At 75.4% G+C, this 25113-nt stretch carries 21 protein-coding genes, 1 tRNA gene and 1 pseudogene; 7 read left to right on the forward strand and 16 right to left on the reverse strand.

What is annotated here, in order from left to right; all coding sequences use genetic code 11:
* Positions 1–26: 26 nt before the first annotated feature.
* The 3 genes from ACFYVJ_RS22325 (at position 27) to ACFYVJ_RS22335 (ending at position 2878) form a co-directional block, all read left to right on the forward strand.
* Complete coding sequence (locus tag ACFYVJ_RS22325) at positions 27–1244, forward strand: GNAT family N-acetyltransferase (protein WP_388894278.1); 1218 nt, start codon at positions 27–29, stop codon at positions 1242–1244.
* Positions 1245–1455: 211 nt separating this feature from the next.
* Complete coding sequence (locus ACFYVJ_RS22330; RefSeq protein WP_388894003.1) at positions 1456–2598, forward strand: S1 family peptidase; 1143 nt, start codon at positions 1456–1458, stop codon at positions 2596–2598.
* A gap of 208 nt (positions 2599–2806) precedes the next feature.
* Positions 2807–2878, forward strand: a tRNA-Val gene (locus ACFYVJ_RS22335).
* A 106-nt stretch (positions 2879–2984) separates the two neighbouring features.
* On the opposite strand, the gene ACFYVJ_RS22340 is transcribed toward ACFYVJ_RS22335, so the two are convergent.
* From ACFYVJ_RS22340 to ACFYVJ_RS22355, 4 genes are all read right to left on the reverse strand, one after another.
* A complete protein-coding gene (locus ACFYVJ_RS22340) occupies positions 2985–3284 on the reverse strand; it encodes a zf-TFIIB domain-containing protein (RefSeq protein ID WP_388894006.1) in 300 nt (99 codons plus the stop codon).
* Between the two features lie 67 nt (positions 3285–3351).
* A complete protein-coding gene (locus ACFYVJ_RS22345) occupies positions 3352–4485 on the reverse strand; it encodes a phosphotransferase family protein (protein WP_388894009.1) in 1134 nt (377 codons plus the stop codon).
* A gap of 252 nt (positions 4486–4737) precedes the next feature.
* A complete protein-coding gene (locus ACFYVJ_RS22350) occupies positions 4738–4944 on the reverse strand; it encodes a hypothetical protein (protein ID WP_388894012.1) in 207 nt (68 codons plus the stop codon).
* A 184-nt stretch (positions 4945–5128) separates the two neighbouring features.
* Positions 5129–5383: a hypothetical protein gene (locus ACFYVJ_RS22355; RefSeq protein WP_047014755.1), complete on the reverse strand. Its 255-nt coding sequence runs from the start codon at positions 5381–5383 to the stop codon at positions 5129–5131.
* Positions 5384–5553: 170 nt separating this feature from the next.
* On the opposite strand from ACFYVJ_RS22355, the gene ACFYVJ_RS22360 reads away from it, so the two are divergent.
* A complete protein-coding gene (locus ACFYVJ_RS22360) occupies positions 5554–6888 on the forward strand; it encodes a protein kinase (protein ID WP_388894015.1) in 1335 nt (444 codons plus the stop codon).
* Positions 6889–7002: 114 nt separating this feature from the next.
* Here the strand turns inward: ACFYVJ_RS22360 and ACFYVJ_RS22365 are convergent, their stop codons facing one another.
* From ACFYVJ_RS22365 to ACFYVJ_RS22400, 8 genes and pseudogenes are all read right to left on the reverse strand, one after another.
* Complete coding sequence (locus ACFYVJ_RS22365) at positions 7003–7821, reverse strand: TrmH family RNA methyltransferase (protein WP_388894018.1); 819 nt, start codon at positions 7819–7821, stop codon at positions 7003–7005.
* An 80-nt stretch (positions 7822–7901) separates the two neighbouring features.
* Positions 7902–9143 (reverse strand): uroporphyrinogen-III C-methyltransferase, encoded by a 1242-nt coding sequence (gene cobA / locus ACFYVJ_RS22370; protein WP_388894021.1) that lies wholly within the window; start codon positions 9141–9143, stop codon positions 7902–7904.
* Positions 9144–9410: 267 nt separating this feature from the next.
* Positions 9411–13928 carry a nicotinate-nucleotide--dimethylbenzimidazole phosphoribosyltransferase gene (gene cobT / locus ACFYVJ_RS22375; RefSeq protein WP_388894024.1) on the reverse strand — a complete coding sequence of 1506 codons (4518 nt, stop codon included), beginning with the start codon at positions 13926–13928 and terminating at the stop codon, positions 9411–9413.
* 373 nt (positions 13929–14301) lie between these two features.
* The gene (cbiE, locus tag ACFYVJ_RS22380; RefSeq protein ID WP_388894027.1) at positions 14302–15573 is read right to left on the reverse strand and encodes a precorrin-6y C5,15-methyltransferase (decarboxylating) subunit CbiE; all 1272 of its coding nucleotides are present in this window, start codon (positions 15571–15573) and stop codon (positions 14302–14304) included.
* Between the two features lie 141 nt (positions 15574–15714).
* Complete coding sequence (locus ACFYVJ_RS22385; RefSeq protein ID WP_388894030.1) at positions 15715–16320, reverse strand: GNAT family N-acetyltransferase; 606 nt, start codon at positions 16318–16320, stop codon at positions 15715–15717.
* A gap of 77 nt (positions 16321–16397) precedes the next feature.
* Positions 16398–17213 (reverse strand): MetQ/NlpA family ABC transporter substrate-binding protein, encoded by an 816-nt coding sequence (locus ACFYVJ_RS22390; RefSeq protein WP_388894281.1) that lies wholly within the window; start codon positions 17211–17213, stop codon positions 16398–16400.
* Positions 17199–17918: pseudogene (locus tag ACFYVJ_RS22395) on the reverse strand (methionine ABC transporter permease); the annotation flags it as partial. The gene ACFYVJ_RS22390 and the pseudogene ACFYVJ_RS22395, both read right to left, overlap by 15 nt.
* On the reverse strand, positions 17915–18937 hold the full coding sequence (locus ACFYVJ_RS22400) for a methionine ABC transporter ATP-binding protein (RefSeq protein WP_388894034.1): 1023 nt from the start codon (positions 18935–18937) through the stop codon (positions 17915–17917). The gene ACFYVJ_RS22400 and the pseudogene ACFYVJ_RS22395, both read right to left, overlap by 4 nt.
* Positions 18938–19507: 570 nt before the next feature.
* Between ACFYVJ_RS22400 and ACFYVJ_RS22405 the strand changes: the two genes are divergently transcribed.
* Positions 19508–19876 (forward strand): hypothetical protein, encoded by a 369-nt coding sequence (locus ACFYVJ_RS22405; protein ID WP_388894036.1) that lies wholly within the window; start codon positions 19508–19510, stop codon positions 19874–19876.
* On the forward strand, positions 19869–20330 hold the full coding sequence (locus tag ACFYVJ_RS22410) for a hypothetical protein (protein WP_388894039.1): 462 nt from the start codon (positions 19869–19871) through the stop codon (positions 20328–20330). The genes ACFYVJ_RS22405 and ACFYVJ_RS22410 overlap by 8 nt, the downstream gene beginning before the upstream one ends.
* On the opposite strand, the gene ACFYVJ_RS22415 is transcribed toward ACFYVJ_RS22410, so the two are convergent.
* Entirely contained in the window at positions 20263–20787 is a 525-nt protein-coding gene (locus ACFYVJ_RS22415; RefSeq protein WP_388894042.1) for a GNAT family N-acetyltransferase, read from the reverse strand. The two genes, ACFYVJ_RS22410 and ACFYVJ_RS22415, sit on opposite strands and share 68 nt — an antisense overlap.
* A gap of 282 nt (positions 20788–21069) precedes the next feature.
* Positions 21070–22239 carry a glycerophosphodiester phosphodiesterase gene (locus ACFYVJ_RS22420; RefSeq protein WP_388894044.1) on the reverse strand — a complete coding sequence of 390 codons (1170 nt, stop codon included), beginning with the start codon at positions 22237–22239 and terminating at the stop codon, positions 21070–21072.
* Between the two features lie 217 nt (positions 22240–22456).
* On the opposite strand from ACFYVJ_RS22420, the gene ACFYVJ_RS22425 reads away from it, so the two are divergent.
* Positions 22457–23128: a 1-acyl-sn-glycerol-3-phosphate acyltransferase gene (locus ACFYVJ_RS22425; protein ID WP_101425485.1), complete on the forward strand. Its 672-nt coding sequence runs from the start codon at positions 22457–22459 to the stop codon at positions 23126–23128.
* 32 nt (positions 23129–23160) lie between these two features.
* Here ACFYVJ_RS22425 and ACFYVJ_RS22430 read toward each other — a convergent pair whose 3' ends face one another.
* On the reverse strand, positions 23161–24438 hold the full coding sequence (locus tag ACFYVJ_RS22430) for a sensor histidine kinase (protein WP_388894048.1): 1278 nt from the start codon (positions 24436–24438) through the stop codon (positions 23161–23163).
* Positions 24435–25106, reverse strand: a complete 672-nt coding sequence (locus ACFYVJ_RS22435; RefSeq protein ID WP_199850563.1) for a response regulator transcription factor — start codon at positions 25104–25106, stop codon at positions 24435–24437. The genes ACFYVJ_RS22430 and ACFYVJ_RS22435 overlap by 4 nt, the downstream gene beginning before the upstream one ends.
* Positions 25107–25113: the final 7 nt, after the last annotated feature.

Here is a 25113-nt window from a genome sequence, read left to right on the forward strand (position 1 = left end):
AGAATATGAACGACCGTGCTGCCATTGTGTTCCGTGAAATACCCGAAAGTGACATTGACCGGGCTCAGGAGCTGGCCTATCTGGTCTTCCATGAAAAGCCCGAGGACGAACTGCGCAAACGCCATCACGAACTCCTGGCGGGCTGCCTGCGCATCGGCGCGTACGACGCGGACACGCTGGTCGGCATGGTCGCCGCGCTGCCGTTCACGATGGCCGTCCCCGGCGCCGAACTCCCCTGTCCCAGCCTGACGTTCGTCTCCGTCGCGCCGACGCACCGGCGCCGCGGGGTGCTCTCCGGGATGATCGCCGAGCTGTTCGCGCGCTGCCCGGCCGAGGGCTGGCCGATGGCGGCGCTGTGGGCCTCGGAGACCGCGATCTACGGGCGGTTCGGCTTCGGCCCCGGCACGTACGGCGCCACCGTCGAGATCGACTCCCGGGAGGCGCTGCGGCTGCGGATCGCCCCCGACGAACGGCCATTGCGGCTGGTCGACCCGGCCGCGGCGCCCGCGCTGCTCGGCCCGTACTACGACCACACTCGCACCGCGCGCGCCGGCCGGCCCGAGCGCAGCGAGGAGTGGTGGGCCAAGGAGTGGATGGCCGAACAGGACCCGGACGACGAGGACTTCTCCCGGCCGCGCGTCGTCGCCCTCGGCGATCCCCTCGCCGGTTACGCCGTCTACCGCACGAAGGACAGCGACAGCGACCGTCCGGAGACCTCGGGCCTGGTGCGGCTGGACGAGCTGGAAGCCGACACCCCGGCCGTTTCCGCGGCCCTGTGGCGCTATCTCGCCTCCCTGGACCTGACCGGCACGGTACGCGCCTGGGGCCGCCCGCTCGACGACCCGCTGCTGCTCTTCGCCGCCGACCGCGACCAGGTACGGGTCACGAGCACGTTCCCCGCGCTGTGGGTGCGGCTGCTCGACGCCGGCACGGCCCTGCGGCGCCGCTCGTGGGCCGCCGCGGCGGACGTCGTGCTGGCGGTGACCGACGCGGCGGTGCCGGCCAACGAGGGCACGTTCCGGCTCACCGTCGCGCCCGGCGCCCCGGCCGCGTACGAGAGCACCGACGCGGCGCCGGACCTCACCGTCGACATCCGCGACCTGTCCGCCGCCTACCTCGGCGGCACGAGCCTCGCCGCCGCCGTCCGCGCGGGCCTGGCGACCGAGCACACCGCGGGCGCCACCGACGCGCTCGACACCGCGCTGCGCACGCCGCTGCTGCCGCACACGGTCGAGGAGTTCTAGCCCGGCGCGCCCGAAGGGGCGTACGTCCGGAGGCGGTTGCACCGCGGCCGCCCGGTCCCCCGCGGGACCGGGCGGCCTCTTGTGGTGCCTGCGAAAGGTCTGGACAAACAGGCGGGCCCGTGCTGTGGTGGCAGCGCACCGACTGAGAGCGCTCTCAACCATCTGTGTTCCACCCCCACTCGACAGAGGGAACCGCAGAAAGGTCACCGACGTGAGACGCACCTTCGGATTAAGGCTCGGCCTGTCCGCACTCCTGCTCCTCAGCACCTGGGGCGGCGCCGCCGCCCTCGCCCCCGCCGCCGGCGCGGACTCCGCGCAGGAGCTCTCCCCCGGCCTGGCCCGCGCACTCCAGCGCGACCTGGGCCTCACCCCCGACCAGGCCCGGGAGCGGCTGGCCGACGAACGCCGGGCGGGCGAGACCGAGAAGAAGGCCGAACGCGCGGCCGGTGCCGCGTACGCCGGCTCCTGGTTCGACGCGGACAGCGGCCGGCTCACCGTCGCCGTCACCGGCACCCAGCGCGCGGACGCGGTCCGGGCGACGGGCGCCGACGTGCGCGTCGTCGAGCACAGCGGCGCACGGCTGGACGCGACGATGAAGCGCCTGGACGCGCTGTCCGCCCCCGCCGGGGTGGCCAGTTGGCGCGTGGACGCACGCGCCAACAACGTCCGGGTCGACGTCGTCGCCGGCCACCGCGGCGACGCCGCGGTCCGCTCCTTCCTCGAACGGGCCCGCGCCGCCGGCCCCGTCGAGGTCGGGACGGTCGCCGAGGCGCCGGGCACCTTCGCCGCCGGCACCGTCGGCGGGGACCCGTACTACACGGGCAACGTCCGCTGCTCCATCGGCTTCTCGGTGCACGGCGGCTTCGTCACCGCGGGCCACTGCGGCGGCGCCGGCCAGGGAGTCAGCGGCTGGGACCGCTCGTACATCGGCACCTTCCAGGGCTCGTCCTTCCCCGACAACGACTACGCCTGGGTCAGCGTCGGCAGCGGCTGGTGGACCGTCCCCGTGGTCCTCGGCTGGGGCACCGTGCCCGACCAGCTCGTCCGCGGCTCCGCGGAGGCCCCGGTGGGCGCCTCCATCTGCCGCTCCGGCTCCACCACGCGCTGGCACTGCGGCACGCTGCTGGCCAAGAACGAGACGGTCAACTACAGCGGCGGCGCCGTCGTGCACCAGCTCACCAAGACGAGCGTCTGCGCGGAACCCGGCGACTCGGGCGGCTCGTTCATCAGCGGCGACCAGGCGCAGGGCGTCACGTCCGGCGGCTGGGGCAACTGCAGCGGCGGCGGCGAGACCTGGTACCAGCCGGTCAACGAGATCCTCGGCCGCTACGGGCTGACGCTGCACACCGCGTAGGGCCCGTCGGCGATCCCGCGGCTTCGGCCCGGGTGACCGACGGCAGGTCCGCGCGCGACCGCAAAGCCCCGTGGCACCGGCCCCTCGCCGGTGACCGCAGGCCCGTGCCGCCCGCCCGCCGGCGGGTGGCACGGGCCGTACGGCAACGCGATGATCATGGACTTGCGATGGCGGTCGGCGCGTGGAAGTATCTAGCCGCAGAAAGCCCGCGCGGTTAGCTCAGCGGGAGAGCGCTTCCCTGACACGGAAGAGGTCACTGGTTCAATCCCAGTACCGCGCACAGCAGAAGGGCCGGAGCGGACGCTCCGGCCCTTCGCCGTGTGGTCGCGCGTACGGCCCCCGCGGGCGGGGGCCGTACGGCCGCGGCCGGACCGTGGGTCAGACGATCAGGACGAGAACAGCATGCGGGAGAAGCCGCCCTTGCGGTGGCCGTAGTGACCGTGGCCCCCGTGGTGGCCGCCGCCGTGGTGGCCACCGCCCCAGCCCGGGGCCTGCTGCGGGTAGCCGCCCTGCGCGGGCGGCGGCGGGGGCGGCGGGGCCTGCTGTGCCCACTGGGACTCGAGCCGGCTCAGGGTCTCCAGCTCGCCGTAGTCGAGGAAGATCCCCCGGCACCCGCTGCACTGCTCGATCTGCACGCCGTTGCGGTTGTACGTCTGCATCGGCGCACGGCACTTGGGACACTGCATGGTCGCCCTCAACTCCTCGAACTCTTCCGCCGCCACGGATGACGGACGGCGGCCATGGCTGCACAGCCTACGATGCGCCGCGCGGCTCCGTCCCGTCCTCCATCGCGGCGATACGCGCGCAGGCGGCGAGCAGGTCGTGGTCGGTGTCGTCAAGGGGCCGTGTCCCCGTCGCGGCGTCCACGAGGGCGCGGGCGGCGAGCTGCACGGTGAGGGTACGGGCCGGCACGTCGACCTCGGGCGGCCAGAGGTCGTCGCCCGGGGCGACGGCGGGGCCGCGGGCGGCGCGGTAGCCGGCGAGGAAGGCGGCCCAGTTGGCGGCGGGGATGAGGCCGGTGGCGTAGCCGGCGGCGGGCCGGGCGAGGTCCCAGGCGGGCTCGCCGAGACCGAGGTCGTCGACGTCGATGAGGTGCCAGGGGCCGTCGGGGGCGGGGTGGCGCACGAGTTGACCGAGGTGGAGGTCGCCGTGGCAGAGGAGGGAGCGGGGCTGGGCGCGGGGCTCGTCGTCCCGGGCCCAGGCGGGCAGCCGCGCCCAGGCCCGGAGCACGACCGCGGCGGCGGCGCGGTCCGGCGCGGGGGCGGGGTGGGGGTGGGGGCCGGGGGCTGGGCCGGCGGGAGCGGGGTCCGGGGCGGGGGTGCTGTCCGGGGCGGGGACGCGCTCCGGTGCGGGCGGTGGCGGCGCGGCCGCGCGGGTGCGGTCCGGCGGCGGGCCGGAGTCCGCGGGGGCGGAGTCCACGGGGGCGCGGGGCGCGGGGGTGCGGCGCGCAGGGCTGGTCAGTGTCGCGCGGAGGGCCGCTATGGCGCGGGCCGCGTTCGCAGGTCCCGACATCGGCGGCAAGGGGTCCGGCAGCCGGTCCGCGGGCACCGCGTGCAGCCGGGCGATCAGATCCCCCGCCTCCCGCCACGGCGCCGCCTCCGGGGCGTCCGGCGCCACCGGGGGCCCGTACGGCCAGCGGCTCACGTACCGGCCGTCGACGGGTCCCGTCAGTCCGCCGAGCGGCGCCAGCAGGATGCCCGCGAGCAGCGGATGCGCGGCCACCCGCAGCCGGACGGCGAGGGCGGCGGGGCCGAGGCGCGGGGCGTGCGCCTTGAGTACTGTGCCCCCGCTGCGTACGACGGTCACGTCCGCGCGGTCGACGATCACCGCGGGCTCGCCGGCCCCCCGGCTCAGCTCCGCCAGCCGGTCGACGAGGCGTACGCGCACCGGCTCATCCTAGGCCCGTACCGCGACGGCCTGCCTGAACGGGACGGGACCGGTACGGGCAACCGCCGAGGCGAGGTGCCTCACGGCCGCGGGCGGCGCCGCAGGTGTCCCCGTCACGTACGTCCCCGGAAAACGCGTAGCCCGGGCGTCTCCCCAGACGCCCGGGCGTACACGTCCGTCCGCCGCACCCCCGTCCCCACGGGGCTGAGCCGGCTGTCCCCGGCCCGGGCCGCTCTCCCGGGCCTGAAGGGGCTAGTGCCCCATCATTCCGGCCACGGACGACGCATGTGTGATGACCGCTTCCCACCCGCCGAAGAGGACGGTGAGCACGATCGCCAGGGGCAGCACCATCGCGAGTGCGACCAGCGGGTGCCTGCGCTCCGACGGCTGTGCGCCGAACGCGGCGAGCGCCCCTGCGACGGCCTTGGGCCGTGCGGCGTGCTCCGCTGTTCTCTCCATGGCTGCTACTCCTGTGTTGGGGCGGCGGGCGTCCGACCTCGGGGGACGAGTGCTGCGCCCGCCGCTTGACGACAACATTAGGGAAATGATCGGCACGGGTCGTCATGCCCGCGTATCGATTGCCTGGCCTCCCGGAGGATGACTGCGGCGCGAAGTCGCTACTCCCATGGGTGGAGACCGCGTACTACGTCCCAGGGTCTTCCCCGAGAGGGACCTCGCCGTCCGTACGCGGCACGGGATGCTCCACCAGGGCGAGCACCCTGGTGGCCATGAACCGCGCCGTGCGCACCACCGAGCCGCTGCGCGTCACCTCGCTCACCTCGACCACGCCCCTGCGCACCGACGTCTCGACCCTCCGGCCGGCGCGCGAGGCCACCACCTGGTACGTCCGCGTCGTGTCCCCGGCGTCCACGACTATCTCCACTCGATCGCCCTTCACCTGTCCCGCATCCCCCTTCGTAGGGGCCGCACTTGGGCCCGGCCATACCTCCAGGATCCCACCTGGGACTGACAATTCGGCCCGCCGCACGGCGCCCTGCCAGCGCGAGCGGCGGTCAAGTCCGTAAGCTGTGCACGGCAGACAGACCGGGCAGCGGGGATGGTTACGGCATGGCGATGATGCGGCTCCGTCGGGAGGATCCGCGTGTCGTCGGCTCGTTCCGGATCCACCGGCGGCTCGGCGCGGGCGGCATGGGCGTGGTCTACCTGGGCTCCGACCGGCGCGGCCAGCGGGTCGCGCTCAAGGTGATCCGGCCGGATCTGGCGGAGGATCAGGAGTTCCGGTCGCGGTTCGCCCGCGAGGTCTCCGCTGCCCGGCGGATCCGCGGCGGCTGCACGGCGCGGCTGGTGGCGGCCGATCTGGACGCGGACCGGCCGTGGTTCGCCACGCAGTACGTACCCGGGCCCTCCCTGCACGACAAGGTCGGCGACGAGGGGCCGCTGATCGCGGCGCGGGTCGCCGCGATCGGGGCGGCGCTCTCCGAGGGCCTGGTCGCCGTGCACGAGGCGGGCGTGGTGCACCGCGACCTGAAGCCGTCGAACATCCTGCTCTCCCCCAAGGGCCCGCGGATCATCGACTTCGGCATCGCCTGGGCGACCGGCGCCTCCACGCTGACGCACGTCGGCACGGCGGTCGGCTCGCCCGGGTTCCTGGCGCCCGAGCAGGTGCGCGGGCAGCCGGTGACGCCGGCGAGCGACGTGTTCTCGCTGGGCGCCACGCTCGCGTACGCGACGACGGGCGACTCGCCGTTCGGGCAGGGCAGTTCCGAGGTGATGCTCTACCGGGTCGTGCACGAGGAGCCGCTGCTCGACGCGGTGCCGGACGCGCTGGCGCCGCTGCTGCGCACGTGTCTGGCGAAGACCCCGGACGACCGCCCTTCGACGCTGCAGTTGTCGCTGCGGCTGAAGGAGATCGCGGCCCGCGAGGCGCACGGCCCGGGGCCGGAGTCCGCCCCGCCGCGCAGGACGGCCCCGGAGCGTGCGACCCCGGGTCCGACGGCCGCGCACCGGCCGCCGGCGCCGCGGGCGACGGGCGCGGGCCGGCCGGGTCCCGGTACGGGCGCCGCGCAGCGCCCGGGACCGCACGCCACGGGACGACCGGGTGCGCCGCAGCGGCCGGGGCCCGCGCAGCGGCCCGGGGCGGCGCAGCGTCCGGGGCAGCGCGCGGGCGGCGGCGGTGCGCCTCGCAAGCAGGCACCGGCTCCGGCGCCGGAGCGCGGCCGGCAGGGCGCGGACCGCGGGCGGCAGACGGAGCAGCGGGCGCACGTGTCGCGGAGCGGGCCGCGCGAGGGGGCCGCGTCGGCCCCGCGCAAGCCCGCGCCGCAGCGCAGGCCGGCGCCGGACCGGGCGCGGCTGATGCGCCAGCGGCTGATCGTGTTCGTGACGGTGACGCTGCTGGTCGCGCTCGGTATCGCGGCGGCCCAGGGCTGCCAGGGCCCGCTCTAGTACCACCGGTGGATCACTCGGGGCGCGCCGCGCTGTGGTGTTCCACCGCGTCCGCGTCGGCCCCGCGGCGAATTTCGGCCACGGCCCCGCGGGGGGCCGGGCTCCGGGCCGGGTTCAGTCCCCGGCGGGGGCCGTCGCCACGGCGTAGAACGCGACCGCCGCGGCGGCGCCGACGTTGAGCGAGTCGACGCCGTTGGACATCGGGATGCGTACCCACCGGTCCGCCGCCCGCAGCGCCCGCTCCGACAGCCCCGCGCCCTCCGTGCCCAGCATCAGCGCCGCCCGCGGCAGCCGCCCCGGCGCCGCCTCGGTGATCGGCACCGCCCGCGGGTCCGGGGTGAGGGCGACGAGGGTGAAGCCCGCCTCGCGGACCGTCTCCAGGTCGCGTGGCCAGGAGGCCAGCCGCGCGTACGGAACGTGGAAGACGGCGCCCATGGAGACCTTCACCGACCGCCGGTACAGCGGGTCCGCGCAGTCGGGCGAGAGCAGCACGGCGTCCATGCCGAGGGCGGCGGCGCTGCGGAAGACGGCGCCGACGTTGGTGTGGTCGTTGACCGTCTCCAGCACCGCGACGCGGCGGGCGCGCGCCAGCAGCGCGGCGGCGTCGGGCAGCGGCTTGCGGCGCATGGCGGCCAGCGCCCCGCGGTGCACGTGGTAGCCGGTGACCTGCTCGGCCACCCCGGGGTCGACGACGTACACCGGGGCCGGCAGCGCGTCGATGACGTCCCGCATCGCGTCGACCCACTTGGCCGAGAGCATCATGGAGCGCGTCTCGTAGCCGGTCTCGATCGCGCGCCTGATGACCTTCTCGCCCTCGGCGATGAACAGCCCCTCCACCGGCTCGCGGCGGCGGCGCAGCTCGACGTCGGTGAGGCTCGCGTAGTCGGACAGCCGCGGGTCGGCGGGGTCGTCGACGGTGAGGAGTTCTGCCACGGAACGTCCTGCCGTGCCGCGCGCCGAAATCCGACGCCGGGGTACGTGACGTGCGTCGCCAAGCGCCGCCCGCCCCGCCGTCAGCCGGCGGACCTGGCCGCCACCTCGCCGACGACGATCACCGCCGGGGGCCGCACCCCTTCGCGCTCCACCGCCGCCGCGGCCGTGGCCAGCGTCGCGTCCACCCGCCGCTGCGCCGCCGTCGTGCCCTCCTGCACGATCGCCACCGGCGTCGCGGGCTCCCGCCCCTCGCGTACGAGCGTCTCCGCGATGGCGCCGATCCGCTCCACGGCCATGAGCAGGACCAGGGTGCCGCGCAGCCGGGCGAGCGCCGGCCAGTCCACGAGCGAACGCTCGTCGTCCGGCGCGACGTGGCCGCTGACGACGGTGAACTCGTGCGCCACCCCGCGGTGGGTCACCGGGATCCCGGCGGCCGCGGGGACGCTGATCGCGCTGGTGACCCCCGGCACCACCGTGCACGCCACGCCCGCCCGCGCCAGCGCTTCCGCCTCCTCCATGCCGCGGCCGAAGACGAACGGGTCGCCGCCCTTGAGCCGGACGACCGCCCTGCCGGCCTTGGCGTGCCGGATCAGCGCGTCGTTGATCGCCTGCTGGGCCATGGCCCGGCCGTACGGGATCTTCGCGGCGTCGATGACCTGGACGTGCGGCGGCAGTTCGTCGAGGAGGTCGCGGGGACCGAGGCGGTCGGCGATGACGACGTCGGCCTCGGCGAGCAGCCGGCGGCCGCGGACGGTGATGAGGTCCGGGTCGCCGGGGCCGCCGCCGACGAGGGCGACGCCGGGAGCGCGGGTGCGGTGGTGGGGGGCGCTGAGGGTGCCGTCGCGCAGGCCCTCCACGACGGCGTCGCGGACGGCGGCGGAGCGGCGCGGGTCGCTGCCGGTGAGCACGGCGACGGTGACGCCCTCGCTCCGGCCGGTGGCCGGGGTCCAGGCGGTGGCGGCGGAGGCGTCGTCGCTGCGTACGCACCAGACGCGGCGGCGCTCGGCCTCGGCGGAGGCGGCGGCGTTGGCGGCGGGGTCGCGGGTGGCCACGACCGCGTACCAGGCGCCCTCCAGATCCCCGTCCTCGTACGGCCGCCGCTCCCACGTCAGCTCCCCGGCGTCGGCCATCGCCTCCACGGAGGGGGTGGCGGACGGCGAGACGAGCGTGACCCGGGCGCCGGCGGCGAGCAGCGCGGGCAGCCGGCGCTGGGCGACCTGGCCGCCGCCGAGGACGACGACGCGCCGGCCCGCGAGGCGCAGTCCGACGGGGTACGCGAACGCGTCGGAACCGGGGGCGGGGTGGGCGGGAGGACGGGACATGGCGGAGCGGCTCCTCGTACGGTGTGCCGGCCGCTGCGGCGCTGGAGCGGCGGTTCTTCGCGGACTGCGGTCGGGCCGGGCGCGGCGCGCGGGGCCCGCGACGCCAACCCTATGGCCTGCGCGGACGCCCCGCCGCGGCGGACGCCTGCGCTACGGTCCCGGGCCCGCCCGCGACGTACACGGGAGGCCGCCCCGGCGCGGACCGCGGGCACCCGGGGCGTACGCCGCACGCCGGAGCGCCCGTGCGGACGCCCCGGCGCGGCGGGCTCAGCCCTTCTCCGTCACGCCCGCCGCGTCGAACGTCGCCACCTCGTGCATCGCCCGCGCCGCGCTCTGCACCAGCGGCAGCGCCAGCAGCGCGCCGGTGCCCTCGCCGAGGCGCAGGTCGAGGTCGATCAGCGGGCGCAGCCCCAGCTTCGTCAGCGCCGCCGCGTGCCCCGGCTCGGGGCTGCGGTGGCCCGCGATGCACGCGGCCAGCGCCTCCGGCGCCACCGCGCGGGCGACCAGCGCCGCCGCGCCCGCGCTCACCCCGTCCAGGACGACGGGCGTGCGCAGCGAGGCGCCGGCGAGGATGTAGCCGACGAGCGCGGCGTGCTCCAGGCCGCCGACCGCGGCCAGCACGCCGATCGGGTCGGCCGGGTCGGGGCGGTTGACCTCGATCGCGCGGCGGACGGCGTCGACCTTGCGGTCGTACGTCTCGTCGTCGATGCCGGTGCCGCGGCCGGTCACGTCGGCGGGCTCGGAGTCGGTGAAGACGGCGATGATCGCGGCGGACGCGGTCGTGTTCGCGATGCCCATCTCGCCGGTCAGCAGCGCCTTGTTGCCCGCCGCGACCAGGTCCCGGGCGGTCTCGATGCCGACCTCGACGGCCCGCAGCGCCTCCTCGCGCGTCATCGCGGGGCCCGCGGTCATGTCGGCGGTCCCCTTGCGCACCTTGCGCGGTACGAGGCCCGCGGTGGCGGGCAGGTCCGCCGCGATCCCGGCGTCCACGACGCACACCTCGGCGCCGACCTGGGTGGCGAAGGCGTTGCAGACGGCCCCGCCGCCGAGGAAGTTGGCGACCATCTGGCCCGTGACCTCCTGCGGCCAGGGCGTCACGCCCTGCGCGTGCACGCCGTGGTCGCCGGCGAAGACCGCGACGGCCGCGGGCTCCGGCACCGGCGGCGGGCACTTGCGGGACAGGCCGCAGAGCTGCGCGGAGATGATCTCCAGCATGCCGAGCGAGCCGGCCGGCTTCGTCATCCGCTTCTGCCGCTCCCACGCCTCGCCGAGCGCCTTGGCGTCCAGCGGGCGGATGCCCTCCAGGGTCTCGGCGAGCAGGTCGTGCGGGTCGGCGCCGGGCAGCGCACGGCGGCCGTAGCTCTCCTCGTGGACGACCCAGGACAGCGGGCGCCGCTTCGACCAGCCGGCCTGCACCAGCTCCGGCTCGTCGGGGAACTCGTCGACGTAGCCGATGCAGAGGTACGCCACGACGTCCAGGTGCTCCGGCAGATCCAGCTCGCGGACCAGCTCGCGCTCGTCGAAGAAGCTGACCCAGCCGACGCCGAGGCCCTCGGCGCGGGCGGCGAGCCAGAGGTTCTCGACGGCGAGCGCGGAGGAGTACGGGGCCATCTGCGGCTGGGTGTGCCGGCCGAGGGTGTGCCGGCCGCCGCGGGTGGGGTCGGCGGTGACGACGATGTTCACCGGGGTGTCCCGGATCGCCTCGACCTTCAGCTCCTTGAACTGCTTCGCGCGGCCCTTGGGCAGGCTCTTCGCGTACGCCTCACGCTGGCGGGCGGCCAGCTCGTGCATCCGGTGCCGGGTCTCCTCGGAGCGGATGACGACGAAGTCCCAGGGCTGGGAGTGGCCGACGCTGGGGGCGGTGTGGGCGGCCTCCAGGACGCGGAGCAGCACCTCGTGCGGTACGGGGTCGGAGCGGAAGCCGTTGCGGATGTCGCGGCGTTCGCGCATGACGCGGTGGACGGCGGCCCGCTCGGCGTCGGCGAAGCCGGGGGCGGCGGGCTCGTCCGCGGGAACGGCGGGCGCGTCGGCCGCGGGGGCTTCGGCGGCGGGGACTTCGGGGGCGGGGGCTTCAGCCTCGGGGGCGGCGGGTGCTTCCGGTACGGGAGCGGCGGCGGCCGGTGCGCCGGCCGCGGGTGCGGCCTCGGCGGCTGGCGCCGGGGTGGCCGACGCCTCGTCCGCGGGGGCGGGTTGGGGCCCAGCGGCCTGCGTCGGTACGGAGGCGGCGGGCGCCGCCGCGGTGTCCTGGGCCGCCTGCGCGTCGCCTGCCGCGGCGGCGACCGGCGCGCTCACGGCGGTGCCGCGCCGCCGCCGGCCGCGGATCTGCGTCACGGGGGCAGCGGTGCGCTGCACGCCGTCGCCCGCGGGCTGGGCCTCGGACGGCGAGTCGGCCGCGGCGTCCACGGAGGGGGCGGCCTGGGCGCCGTTCTGGACCCCCAGCGAAACGCCGCGCCGCCCACCTGCGGCGGCGTGCACGGCGCCGGCCGCGGCGGCTTCGTCGCTCGCGGTCCGCGCCGCGGGGACGGCGGGCTGCCCACCGGGCACGGCCTGGCCGTTCGCCGCCCGCGCCTTGGCACCGTTGACGGGCTGCCCGTTGGCCACGGCGTGGAGCACGGCCCCGTCCACGGACTGCTGTGCGGCGGCGTCGCCCTGACAGTCCTGCCGGGCGGCGGAGTCGCCGCCACTCTGCACATCCGCCTGTGCGTCCGCCTGTGCGGCAGCGGCCGGCCGGTCCGGGGCCGTCTGCTCGGCGGTACGGACCGCGCCGCCGTCCGCGGCCTGGGCCGCGGTGTCGTTGCCGGGTACAGCGTGGAGGACCACCCCGTCCGCGGGCCGGTCCCCGGTGGCGGAGTCGCCCTGACCGGCGGCCGGCGCCTGGGAGTTGCCACCGGTCTGCGGCGCGGTCCCGGGTCCGTCCGAGGCGGCGGTCTGCGCCGCCACACCGTCGGGGGACTCGACTGGGGGGACGGCGTGCGGCACGGTCCCGTTCACGGGTTGCGCGCCCTGCCCCTGGGGCGCAGCGGAGCCCTCGGGGCCGGCCGGTACGGCGTGCGGCGCGGACCCGTTCACGGCATGGCCGCTCGGCGCCTGCGCCGCGGCAGCGCCGCCCGGCCCTCCCGGCCCGGCGGCACCGGTGGCCGGTTGGCCGTTCTTCCCGGCGGGCTCCGCGGGCGCACCCGCGGAGCCGACGGCCCGCGACTGCCCCTCGGCGACGCCCTCCCGCTCGCCCGGCCCGGCGGTGCCTGCGGGCATCGCGGACCCGTCCGCGGTGTGACCGCCCGGCGCCTGGCCCGCGGTCCCGTCGGCGGACTGGGCGGCACCGGCCGCGGGGGCACCGCCTCCGGTCCGCGCGTCGCCCACGGTCGCCGCCGCGTCGGGCTGCCCGTCCGGGCCCGCCTGGTTCGGCTGCGCCTGCGCCGTGGCGGCGGCCGCGTCCGCGGGCTGCGCCGTGCCGTTGACGGGCTGCCGCACGTGGGTCGCGTCCGCGTCCGCGGGCTGCGGTCCTGTGGCACCGTTCCCGCCGTTCGCGGCAGCGCCGTTGGTGGAGATGCCGCGGCCCAGCGACGCGCCCGCGGAGGCCGCCGCCCGGCGGACGGCGGCCTGCGCCGCGTCCACGGGGGCCGGTGCGGGCGCACCGCCCGCGGTCTGCACCGCCGTGGCCGGTTCGCCGTTCGCGGCCGGCACGTTCTGCGCGGTCGTCGCGCCGGACGGGGCCGCGGCCGTGGCGCCGTCGTGCGCGGGGGCCGCCTCCGTGCCGGGGGCCGGGGCTTCGCCGCCGACCTCCCGGGGCTGCACCTGGGCGAGCGTCTCGCCGTTCGCCTGCGACACCGTCGTCCAGCCCGCGGGCGCGGGCGGGATCTCGCCGAGCTGCGGGCCAGGCAGGTGAGTTGCGCCGACCCGGGTGACGTCCAGGTACTCCGGGCCGACCGTGGGCGGCCCCGGGGTGCGTACCGGCGGCTGCGGCGCCTGGCCGCCCGCCCCCGCCACCTGCTTCGGTACGGAACCCACCCCGGTCTGCACCGGCTGCCCCGGCGCGGCCGCGGCCCGGTCGGCGGGGGGCCCGCCCGGCGCGCTCCCGCCCTGCTCGGCAGCCTGCTCTACGGTCTGCTGCCCACCGGCCGTCGTCTCCTGGCCCGCGCTGCCCGGCGCCGGAGCGCCCTGATCCGCCACGGCACTCGGTGCCGCTGCCGGTCCGGCGGGCGCACCCTGCTCGGCACCCGCGGCGGTGCCAGGTCCCGCGGCGGCGTTCTGCGCGGACTGCCCAGTCCGTTCGGCCTGTTCCGCCTGTCCGGTCTGCCCTGTCCGGTTCGCCTGCTCGGCCTGCGCGGAGTCCGCGGCCGGCCGCGGCGTCTCGCCCGTGCCCTGCGCCGGTGAACCGGCGCCCGTACCGCCCGCGTCAGCCGCCGCGTTCGCGGCGTCGGCGGCGGCGACCGCCTCCCGGGTGTCCACCGAACCGCTCGCCGGACCGCGGTCCGCGAGCGAGCGCACCACTCCCCCGGCCGGCTCCGGCACCGGCGGGCCCATGTGCAGCGGACGCCGCTGCGCGCCCGTGGCCGGCTCCGCGCCGCCCGCCGCGGCCGCGCTGTGCGCACCGGCGGGGGCGGGGACCCTCGGGTCGGTCCAGGCGCCCTGCGCGCCGGGCAGGAACAGGAAGTCGTCGTCGTCCGCCGCGCCCTCCGCCGCCGGGGCGGTGTCGGGGGTCGCCGCGGGAGCGGGGTGGTGGCCTCCGGCGGCGTCGTCCGGCCCCGGCTGGTGCCCCTCCGGGAGCTTGCCGGTGTCAGTCATGCGTCCGTACCCCTCGCCCATCGCTCCAGCTCCTTCTCCGACCGTCCGTCCGGCAGCAGCCCCCCGCGGGACAGACCGGCCGCCCATAGCTAGAACGAGCACACCCCGCCCGGCGGCACGACCACCCGCGGGGTTTACGTTCCCGACAACTGCGACAAGACCCCCGGACATTACCGGCATTCGGCCACGCTGCAACGAACACCGAGTCACGGCACAACAGTCGGCCAGCCTACCCGTAATCCGCACGCGAGTCCGGCTGGGGTCGAGCCCCGCGGATGCCGTCCGGTGCATCCCGGGGAGCACCCGGCGCACGCCTCCCGCGCGCCCGGAGCGCGTCGTACGCACCGCGCGCACCCCGTGGCGCACCGGAGGCTCAGCCCGCGCGGCTCCCCGCGACCAGGAACACGACCGTGCGCTCCCGTTCCCGCCACCCGGCACCGGAACCCGCGTCCGCGGGGGCCTGCGGGTCGAGGTCGACGGACTGCAGCAGCGAGCACTCCACGGCGTATCCGGCGTCCGTGAGGGCCCGTACGACCTCCTCCGCGCCGTCCCTGGTGCGGGCGTGGGCGACGATCCGCTCCGGCCGCCGGGCCGCGCACTCCGCGACGACCGCCGCGCCGCCGCCCCCGACCCGGACGACGTCCGGCTCCGGCAGGTCGTTGAGCACGCCGGGGGCGGTGCCGTGGACGGTCTGCAGCAGCACTCCGAAGCGGCGGGCCGCGGCCGAGGCGCGGGCGCAGGCGTCGGGGTCGCGGTCGACGGCGATGACCGCGGCGCCGAAGCGGGCGGCCTCGACCGCCGCCGCGCCGCTGCCGGCGCCGATGTCCCACACCAGGTCGCCCTGCCGGGGCCCGAGCCGGGCGAGTTGGACGGCGCGCAGGTGCGGCGCCTCGCCCTCGTCGGGCGCGGCGCCGTACTCCGCGGGGGCCAGGCTCCAGCCGCGCACCGGGGGCGGGTAGCCCGCGTCGTGCCCGGCGAGCCAGCCGCCGGCGGCGGGCGCGGCGGCGCCCCCCGCGGTCGTCGGCCCGGCGCCCGCGCCGATGCCGCCGCCGATGACGAGCGTCACGTTCGGGTCGCGCCACACGTGCTCGGCCACCTTGTCGGACGTGAGCACCGTCACACGCTCGTGCGCGCCGCCCAGTTCCTCGCAGATGACGAAGGTCCGGTGGACGTCACGCAGCAGCAGGGCGAGTTCGGCGGGTCCCGCGCCCGGCGAGGTGAGGACGGCGACCTTGGGGTGCGCCCGGCAGACGTTCACGGCCCGGCGCAGGTTGCGCTCGTGCGCGACGACGACCTGCGCGTCGTCCCACGGCATCCCGGCGCGGGCGAAGGCGGCGGCGACGGACGAGACCGCCGGCAGCACCTCGACCTCCAGGCCGTGTTCGGGGTCGCGCAAGGTGCGTACGACGCCGAAGAAGCCCGGGTCGCCGTCGGCGATGACCACCGCCGTGCCGCGGTGCCGGGCGATCCTGCGGGCCGCGAGGCCCACGCTGCCCAGCCGGATCCGCTCGGCGCCCGGCGGCACCTCGGGCAGGGTGAGGTGGTGCGCCGCCCCGGCCACGAGGCTGGCCGCGCCGAGGGCGCCGAGCGCCGCCTCGGTCAGCGGTGAACCGTCCCACCCGATCACGGTGACCCGGTCCGCCATCGCTCACTCTTCTCCTGGTCGTCGACTGGGGGGTGCGCCGGCCCGCCGGCACCCGCTCCCGGCCCCCGAAGGGCACGCCCGTAGCGTACGTGCCGTCCACGCGCGGGCGCGCCGGAGGCCGGGGCCGGAGGTAAGGGAGCGTCAGAGCACACTACTCCCGCCGTCCGGATCCAGGTCTTCCGGCAGCAGGCTCCAGACGATGAGGTCGGTGCGGATGTCCGTCCAGCCGCCGTCCTCGGTGCGGGTGCGCGCTATCCAGGCGTTGCGCAGGACGCCCTCGCTGATGCCGCCGAGCTTCTGCGCCACCTGCTGCGCCGCGGTGTTGTCCGCGGCCGTGCGCAGCTCCAGGCGCTCGAACTTCTGCACGTCGAAGAGCCAGCGCGCGACGGCGAGCACCGACTCCGCGGCGTATCCCTCGCCGCGCGCCCAGGGGGCGACGACGTACGAGACCTCCGCGGCCAGCGTGCGCCAGTCGGTCCGTCTCAGGTGGACGACGCCGACCAGCCGCTGGGTGAGGAACTCCGAGACCGCGAAGACGATGCCCCGGCCGCCGGTGCGCTCGGCCGGGGCTACGCGCGTCACCCAGTCGTAGGCGTCGTCCCGGGTGTACGGGTGCGGCGCCTGCGTCCACGCGGTGACGGCCTCGTCGTTCATCATCTCCGTCAGCGCCGGCACGTCCTCCTCGTCGAACGGGCGGAGCACCAGCCGGTCCGTGCTGAGGGAGACGTCCGGGAAGGTGGATGACATGCGCTTCTCCGAGTGCGTGGACCGATGACGAGCTGACTCGGACAGCATGCAGCATCCGGCGGCGGATATGCCACGGCTCAGCCCACCGGACCGAACACCGGTACGGACGAGGGGAACTCCTTCTCCATGAACGCCTTGGTTTCCGGCGAGTTGAGCAGCTCGCCGAGCTTCTCGATCTCCGGGTCGTCCGCGTCGTCCGCCTGTACGGCGAGGATGTTGACGTACGGGTTGCCCTCGGCCTGTTCCAGCGCGATGGCGTCCGACTTCGGGTCGAGGCCGGAGTCGATGGCGTAGTTGCCGTTGATCACGGCGGCGTCGACGTCCTGGAGCGCCCGCGGCGTCTGGGCCGCTTCGAGCTCCCGGATGTCCAGGCCGCGGTCGTCGGCGATGTCGGCGAGGGTGGCGTTGAGTCCGGTGCCGTCCTTCAGCTCGACGAGACCTTCGGCGTCGAGGAGGTGGAGGGCGCGGCCCATGTTGGTGGTGTCGTTCGGTACGGCGACCGTGTCGCCGCTGCCGATGCCCGAGACGTCGTCCGCCTCCTCGGAGTAGAGGCCGAGCGGTTCGACCAGCACGCCGACCGTCGGGACGATGTCGGTGCCGTTCTTGTCGTTGTAGTCGTCCAGGAACGGGGTGTGCTGGAAGAAGTTGGCGTCGACCTCGCCGTTGGCGACGGCCTCGTTGGGCTTGACGTAGTCGGTGAACTCGCGGATGCGCAGGTCGATCCCGGCGTCCGCGGCGAGGTTGTCCTTGACGAAGGTCAGGATCTCGCCGTGCGGCGCGGGCGTCGCGGCCACGGTGAGGGTGTTCGCGCCGCCGTCGCCGCCTTCGGAGGTGAGGTTGACGGTGCCCACGGTGAGCGAGCCGACGAGCGCGACGCCCGCGACCGCGGTCACCCCGGCCCGTGCGGGGCGGGAGATGCGCAGGTAGGCGGCGCTGCGGGTGCTGCGATCACCGAGGCTGCGGACGAAGAAGTCGCCGATCAACTGGACGGCGTTGACGAGGACGACGAGCAGCACGACGGTGACGAGCATGACGTCGCCCTCGTAGCGCTGGTAGCCGTAGCGGATGGCGACGTCGCCGAGGCCGCCGCCGCCGACGGCGCCGGCCATGGCGGAGTAGCCGACGAGGGCGATGACGGTGGTGGTCAGGCCCGCGACCAGGGACGGCAGCGCCTGCGGCAGCAGCGCCTTGACGACCACGGTCCAGGTGCTGCCGCCCATCGACTGCACGGCTTCGGCCAGCCCGGCGTCGACCTCACGTACCGCGGTCTCGACCAGCCGGGCGAAGAAGGGGATGGCGCTGATCGCCAGGGGCACGATGGCGCCCTTGAGGCCGATGGACGTGCCGACCAGCGCGCGGGTGAACGCGGTCAGCGCCAGCAGCAGGATGATGAACGGCAGCGAGCGGCCGACGTTCACGACGAGCCCGATGACCCTGTTGACGAGGACGTTCTGCAGCGGTCGGCCGCGGTCGGTGAGGACCAGCAGCACGCCCAGCGGGGTGCCGACGACGACGGCGACGAGCGCCGCCCAGCCGACCATGGCCAGCGTCTCCCAGAGCCCGGTCAGCAGCTCGGGGCGTATCTCGGTCCAGCTCACTTGGCACTCTCCAGGGCGGGCAGGTCGGCGGCGTCGACGCCGACCGGGTCGATCTGCAGGCCCTGCTCGCGCAGGAAGCCCAGGGGGACGACGTTCGACTCGTACGGGCCGGGCAGCTCGATCCGCATCCGGCCGACCTGCCGGCCGCCGACGGTGTCCATGGCCGCGCCGAGGATCGACACGTCGAGGTTGTACGTACGGGACAGGTGGGAGATCACCGGGCGGCTTGCCGTGTCGCCGTGGAAGGTGATGTCCACGATCGTGCTCTCGCTGCCGTACGCCTCGCCGCCGACGGGGAAGAGCTGGGCGGCGATCTCGGAGCCCGGGGTGGCCAGCAGCTCGTCGAGGGTGCCGGACTCGGTGATGCGGCCGGAGCGCATCAGGGCGGCGGAGTCGCAGACGGCCTTGACGACGTCCATCTCGTGGGTGATGAGCAGGACGGTCAGGCCGAGTTCGCGGTTGAGCTCGCGCAGCAGCTCCAGGACGGAGCGGGTGGTCTCGGGGTCGAGCGCGGAGGTGGCCTCGTCGGAGAGGAGCACCTGCGGGTCGCCGGCGAGCGCGCGGGCGATGCCGACGCGCTGCTTCTGGCCGCCGGACAACTGCGCGGGGTACGCCTTGGCGCGGTCGGCGAGGCCGACGAGGTCGAGGAGGTCGAGCGCCTTGCGAGCGCGCTCCTGCCCCGACAGGCCCAGGATCTCCAGCGGCAGTTCGACGTTGTCCTGCACGGTGCGGGCGCTCAGCAGGTTGAAGTGCTGGAAGATCATGCCGATACGGGTACGGGCGGCGCGCAGCTCGCGGCCGGTCAGGGCCGTGAGGTCCTGGCCCGCGACCGTGACGGTGCCGGAGTCGGGGCGCTCCAGGAGGTTGATGCAGCGGATGAGGGTGGACTTGCCGGCGCCGCTGCGGCCGACGACGCCGAAGACCTCGCCCTCGCGTACACGCAGGTCGACGCCGTCCAGTGCGGCGGTCTCGCGTCCGCGGGTGCGGTAGACCTTCTTCAGGTCCTTGACTGTGATCACGTGGGTTCCATCGCTCTCAGGGTGTCCGCCGCGGGCGCGGGCGGGCACGGCGCACCCACGGCGGGGCGCGCTGCTCGGGTCTCGGGGGTGGCTCCGGGCGGCGGCGCGCACGGGGGCGCGGCGCGGCCTCGGGACACGCGGGCTCGGCTCGGGGCACGGCCGTGCGGGGCACGGCGGCGGAGCAGCCCGCGGACTCGCTTCGGGGCGCGAGTCTCGTGGCGGGGGCCCTCAGCGGTGCATTCGACACATACAACGAGCACCGGGCGTCATGTTGCTCGCCTCGGTCGCACAGGTGCGGCTGCTCGTCGTGGTCATGCGGATCAGTAAAACAGACGGGTGCCACGGTCCGGGACGGCTGTCCGCATTGCGGACAGCCCGGTGCGGAGTGCCACCTGCGCCCCCGTACACCGCTGTGACCAGCACGGATGCCGTCCCGGAGGGGGAAGCGGAAGGGGCGGGGTGGGGTGGGCGCTGTGGTCAACGCCACGGCCGCGGGCGCGTGGCCGGAAGCGTAAGGACCGTGCCGGGACCCGGCTCTGCGGGCCCGGGACGACGCAGTAAGGTCGAGTCATGTTCCTCCCCTTGACGATCGCGGTCGCGGTTGCCGCGCTCGCCCTCGCGGCCTGGTGCGGGTACGCCGCGGTCAAGGATGAGCCCACGAAGGACTGGCACTTCGCCGGCATGGCCGCGGTGACGGTCCTCGCGCTGGCCCAGGTCGTCGTCGGCCTGGTGCAACTCGGCCGCGGCGAGAAGGCGGACGAGGGCACGGCCGTGTTCGTTTCCTATCTGCTCGCCGCGGGCTTCGCCGTCCCCGCCACCGGCCTGCTGTCGCTGTCGGAGCGCAGCCGCTGGGGCTCGGCGACGGTGGCCGTCGGGGGTTTCGTCCTGGCCGTGCTCCAGGTGCGGCTGCACGACATCTGGGCGGGCTCCGGTGGCTGAGCGGCGGCAGGCGGCCGGGGAGCCGCGCGAGAGCGGGCACGCCGGGCTGTCGAGCGGGCCGGGGCGGCTGATCCTCGCGCTGTACGGGGTCTTCGCGGTCGGCGCCACCTCGCGGGCGATCTACCAGCTCAGCACGCAGTTCGACGAGGCGCCGCTCGCGTACGTGCTCTCCGCGCTGGCCGCCGTCGTCTACGTCTTCATCACCGTCGCCCTCGCGCGCGGCGGTGAGACGGCGCGGCGGCTCGCGCTGGTGTGCATCACCGCCGAGCTGATCGGCGTGCTGGCGATCGGCACCTGGACGGAGGTGCAGCCGTCCGAGTTCCCGGACCAGACCGTGTGGTCCGACTACGGCCGCGGCTACCTCTTCCTGCCCGTGATCCTGCCGGTCATCGGGCTGTGGTGGCTGAGGAAGCAGTCGTCGCCGGCGCGCCCTGCGGAGCCTTCTCCAGAGTGACCAGGCTCAGCCGCGGGCTGACCTTCTCCGTGCCCACCGGCTCGTAGCCGAGCCGCCGGTACAGCCGCAGGTTCGCCTCGTTGCGGTGCCCGGTGAAGAGCTGGAAGCGGGCGACGGGCACGCCGCCCTCGGCGAGCCGGACCTCCATGGCGAGCAGCAGCCGGGCACCGAGGCCGTGGCCCTGCATCCGGGGGTGCACGATGAGCCGCCCGATGACGGCGGTGCCGTCGACCTCGACCGTGCCGCGGACGGCGCCGACCACCTCGTCGCCGAGGCGGGCGACGACGGCGGCGCCGCGCTCGAACTCGGCGCGCAGCTCGTCGAGGGTCTCGGTGAGCGGCGGTATGCGGTAGTCCCCGTACAGCGCGGCCTCGGCCTGGTAGCAGAGGTACTGGAGTTTCAGGACTTGCTCGGCGTCGTCGTTCGTCGCCGGCGTAATCGTCACACTCTTGCCCATGCCGCGCCCGCCTCCTCTGTGCACCCGTAGACAGGCCGCAAAACCTGCGGCCTACCGCGTGTTTCCCCGCACTTCACCCGGCGCAACCTCCGCCGTGAGCATTCTGCGCGGCGCGGTCGTGCCGTGGCTACGGACGAGGCCCCGGCATCCCTGTGATATTGCCAACTCGCCTGAGATGTCCGGGTACGGGACACGGGACGCGCCCGCCGTCCGCCGCCGGGAAGGACCCGCCGGGGACAACGGGCGGACGGGGGCCGCCGGTTGCCCGGCGGCCCCCCGGGGTCAGCCCTGCGCCAGGAAGGCGTCCCGGGCGAGCAGCCCGGTGTCGGGGTTGTCGGTGAAGATGCCGTCGATGCCCGTCTCGAAGTAGACCTGGAAGGCGCCGAACGCGTCGCCGTAGTGCGTCGTGTCCTTGCCCTTCCTGAAGTCCGCCGGCAGGAAGGTGTTCTCGTTGCGCATCGTGTACGGGTGCAGCACCAGCCCGGCGTCGTGCGCGTCGCGGACGAGCGTGGTGGGCTCCAGCAGGTTGCCGCCGGAGTCCTTCGGGATGATCAGGTCGAGCGTCGGGCCGAGACCCTTCGCGAAGCCCGCGATCCACGCCAGCCCTTCGGGCGTGACCAGGTCGGCGACGGTGCGCGGGTCCCCGGCCTCGACGAAGTCCCACGGCCGCGAGGACGCCCCGCCGAGCAGCACGACGCCCGGCGAGTCGACGAGCCCGGCGAGCCGCTCGACGCTGGTGGGCTCGAACGACTGGAGGAAGATGGGCGAGTTGCGCTTGTCGCGGCCGTAGCGGCGCACCAGCCGCGCCAGCGGCTTCTCCAGCTCCAGGCCGAGGGAGCGGAAGTAGGTGGGGTGCTTGGTCTCGACGTGCAGCCAGACGGACCTGCCGGTGCCGCGCCGCTGCCGCTCCGCCCACTGCAGCACCTCTTCGAAGGTGGGCACCTCCCAGCGGCCGTTGTAGAGGGTGTTGCGCTGCCGTACGTCCGGGATGCGCTCCGTGGCCCGCAGCGTCTTCAGCTCGGCGAGGGTGAAGTCCTCGGTGAACCAGCCGGCGATCTTCGCTCCGTCGACCGTCTTGGTGGTCCTGCGGGCGGCGAACTCGGGGTGGTCCGCGACATCGGTGGTGCCGCCGATCTCGTTCTCGTGCCGGCAGACGAGGTGGCCGTCCTTGGTCGGCACCAGGTCCTGCTCGATGACGTCCGCGCCCATGTCGAGGGCGAACTGGTACGCGCCGAGGGTGTGCTCGGGCCGGTAGCCGCTGGCCCCGCGGTGCGCGATCACCGCCGGGTTCGGCAGCCTCCCGCCGGGCCCCGGCCCGCCGCTGCCGCCGGGTCCACCCGCGGCCCGCGCCGTACCCGGCAGGCCCACCGCGGCCACCGCACTGCCCAGCGCCGCCGCGCCGAGCACCGCCCGTCTGCCGGGCCGCTGCCGCTCCGTACCGCCGTCGCTCATGTCAGCTACCTCTCCGCCGTACCCGCGCCGTTGACGGCGCCTCGACAAAAGACGGCCCGATGTTAGGCGGCACCGGCGCGGGTGCGGGAGACTTGCGGCGGCGTGCTCGTGAAATCGGCGGCAACACTGCGTCCCGGCCGGTTGAAGCCGGAGTGGGAACCGCGCGGTCAGGCGGGTATGGTCGCAGGCGTCACCATCCCGACCGGAGGATCCTTCGTTGTTCCGCATTCTGATCAAGGCGTTCCTCGGCTTGCTCATGCGTGTCCTGTACCGCCCCCGGGTGGAGGGCCACGAGCACATTCCCGGCACGGGTCCGGTCGTCCTCGCGGGCAACCACCTCACGTTCGTCGACTCGATGTTCCTCGGCCTGGTCGTGAAGCGGCCGGTGTTCTTCATCGGCAAGGACGAGTACGTCACGGGCAAGGGCGTCAAGGGCCGGCTGATGGCCTGGTTCTTCACCTCGGTCGGGATGATCCCGGTGGACCGGGACGGCGGCCGCGGCGGTGTCGCGGCGCTGATGACGGGGCGCCGGATCCTGGAGGAGGGCCGGGTCTTCGCCATCTACCCGGAGGGCACCCGCTCCCCCGACGGCCGGCTGTACCGGGCGCGTACGGGAGTGGCGCGGCTGACGCTGATGACCGGCGCGCCTGTGGTGCCGTTCGCGATGGTCGGCACGGAGAAGATCCAGCCGGGCGGCGCGGGCCGGCCGCGGATCGCCCGGTTCACGGTGCGCTTCGCGGAGCCGCTGGACTTCTCCCGCTACGAGGGCATGGACCGCGACCGGTACGTGCTGCGGGCGGTGGCCGACGAGGTCATGAGCGAGGTCATGCGGCTGTCCGGGCAGGAGTACGTCGACGTGTACGCCACGAAGGTGAAGTCGGCGGCCTGAGCCGTACGGTACGCACCGCCTCCCCGCGGCGGTTACTTCTCCAGCAGCTCCACCGGCCCGTCGCCCTCCCCGCCGCGCATCTGAGCCGGCAGCTCCTCCGGCGGCCCGCCCGCGCGGCGCTCCCCGGCCGCCGCGCCCGCGTCGGGCAGCCACAGCACGAACGTGCTGCCCGCGCCCACCCGCGAGAACAGCCGCGGCTGCCCGCCGTGCGACTCCACGATCTGCCGCACGATCGCCAGCCCGAGACCCGTGTGCCGGTCCCTGGGCCGGCCCTCCTGGCCCGCCTCGCCGCGCCAGAACCGGTCGAAGACCCGGGCCCGCTCACCTTCGCCGATGCCGGGGCCGGCGTCCTGCACGGCGATCCACAGCCAGCCCTCCGCGCGGCCGGCGGCGACCGTGATGCGGGTGCCGGCGGGCGCGAGGCGTACCGCGTTGGAGAGCAGGTTGCCGACGGCCCGGCGGAGCGCGTACGGGTCGCCGATCATCACGAGGCCCTCGTCCAGCCGGCGCCGGATCACCAGGCCGCGTTCCGTCGCCAGCGGCGCGAACTCCTCACACGCCTCGTCCGCCACGGCCGCCAGGTCCACGTCCGCGTCGGCGAACGCGGCGGCCGACCGCCGCGCGGTGGCGAGCAGGTCCTCCACCAGCCGGGTCATCCGCGTCGTGGCCCGGTCGACCACGGCCACGGCCCGCCTGCGCTCCTCCGGCTCCGACTCCTCGACGGAGAGCACGGCGTCGAGGTTGGCCCGGATGATGGCCAGCGGGGTGCGCAGCTCGTGCGAGGCGTCGTCCACGAGCTGGCGTTGCGCGGCGAAGGCGCCGTCGAGCCGGTCGAGCATGGAGTCGACGGTGTCGGCGACCATGCGCAGCTCGTCGCGCGGTCCTTCGAGCCGGATCCGGCGGGAGAGGTCGCTGCCGGCCTGGATCTCCTCGGCGGTGCGGGCGATGGCGCGTACGGGGCGCAGCGCCCGGCCGGAGAGCACCCAGCCGGTGCCGAGGCTGGCGACGGCCACGCCGCCGAGGACGGCGAAGGAGAAGGTGCGCAGGTTGCCCAGCGTCTCGTAGTTGACGGCCGCCTCGACGTCCTCGGCCTTGACGACGTCGATGTCCCCGACCCGTACCCCGTCGACCCGCTTCTCGGCCCGCAGCTCCTTGCTGACCGGCTGGGCGTCGCCGCTGCGCTGCACCGCGACGTACGCGCCGCCGAGGACGAGCGCGGTCAGGCAGAACACGAGCACCGAGTAGAGCACGGTGAGCCGGAAGCGGATGGTGTGGACGAACGCCGGGAGCGGCACCCGCGGCCGCCTCACGGCGTCTCCTCCCGCAGCCGGTAGCCGTGCCGGATGACGGTCTCGATCAGCGGCTCCTCCTGGCCGGTGACCTTGCGGCGCAGCGAGCCGACGGTGACGCGCACGGTGTTGGTGAACGGGTCGGCGTTCTCGTCCCAGACGTGCTCCAGGAGTTCTTCCGCGGAGACGACGCGGCCGGGCCGGGTCATCAGGTAGTGCAGCACGCCGAACTCCTTGGGGGTGAGCCGCAGCGGGCGGCTGCCGCGGTACGCCTCGAACCTGGCGGTGTCCAGGCGCAGTTCGCCGACCTCCACGACGGACGTGCCGCCCTCGTCGCGGCGCAGCAGGGCCCGTATCCGCGCCAGCAGCTCCGGCAGCGCGAACGGCTTGACGAGGTAGTCGTCGGCGCCCGCGTCGAGGCCGCGCACCCGGTCGGCGAGGCGGTCGCGGGCGGTGAGCATCAGGATCCGCGGCCCGCCGGGGGCCGCGCGTATCTCCCGGCAGACGGCGAGGCCGTCGCCGTCGGGCAGGGTGAGGTCGAGGAGCACGAGGTCGTACTCGTTGACCCCGAGCTTCTCCAGCGCGCCGTCCACGTCGGCGGCGGTGTCGACCGCGTACCCGGAGCGCACCAGCCCGACCCGGAGCGCGCCCACCAGGTCCTCTTCGTCCTCGACCACGAGTATCCGCATGGCACGA

It is taken from the genome of Streptomyces sp. NPDC004134 (assembly GCF_042874195.1).
Classification (GTDB): domain Bacteria; phylum Actinomycetota; class Actinomycetes; order Streptomycetales; family Streptomycetaceae; genus Streptomyces.

Coding starts and splice junctions, on each gene's coding strand:
- ACFYVJ_RS22340 (WP_388894006.1), bottom strand. CDS start 3,284: ATGCAGTGTCCCAAGTGCCGTGCGCCGATGCAGACGTACAACCGCAAC.
- ACFYVJ_RS22350 (WP_388894012.1), bottom strand. CDS start 4,944: ATGGAGAGAACAGCGGAGCACGCCGCACGGCCCAAGGCCGTCGCAGGG.
- ACFYVJ_RS22360 (WP_388894015.1), top strand. CDS start 5,554: ATGGCGATGATGCGGCTCCGTCGGGAGGATCCGCGTGTCGTCGGCTCG.
- cobA (WP_388894021.1), bottom strand. CDS start 9,143: ATGTCCCGTCCTCCCGCCCACCCCGCCCCCGGTTCCGACGCGTTCGCG.
- cobT (WP_388894024.1), bottom strand. CDS start 13,928: ATGACTGACACCGGCAAGCTCCCGGAGGGGCACCAGCCGGGGCCGGAC.
- cbiE (WP_388894027.1), bottom strand. CDS start 15,573: ATGGCGGACCGGGTCACCGTGATCGGGTGGGACGGTTCACCGCTGACC.
- ACFYVJ_RS22385 (WP_388894030.1), bottom strand. CDS start 16,320: ATGTCATCCACCTTCCCGGACGTCTCCCTCAGCACGGACCGGCTGGTG.
- ACFYVJ_RS22405 (WP_388894036.1), top strand. CDS start 19,508: ATGTTCCTCCCCTTGACGATCGCGGTCGCGGTTGCCGCGCTCGCCCTC.
- ACFYVJ_RS22415 (WP_388894042.1), bottom strand. CDS start 20,787: ATGGGCAAGAGTGTGACGATTACGCCGGCGACGAACGACGACGCCGAG.
- ACFYVJ_RS22420 (WP_388894044.1), bottom strand. CDS start 22,239: ATGAGCGACGGCGGTACGGAGCGGCAGCGGCCCGGCAGACGGGCGGTG.
- ACFYVJ_RS22435 (WP_199850563.1), bottom strand. CDS start 25,106: ATGCGGATACTCGTGGTCGAGGACGAAGAGGACCTGGTGGGCGCGCTC.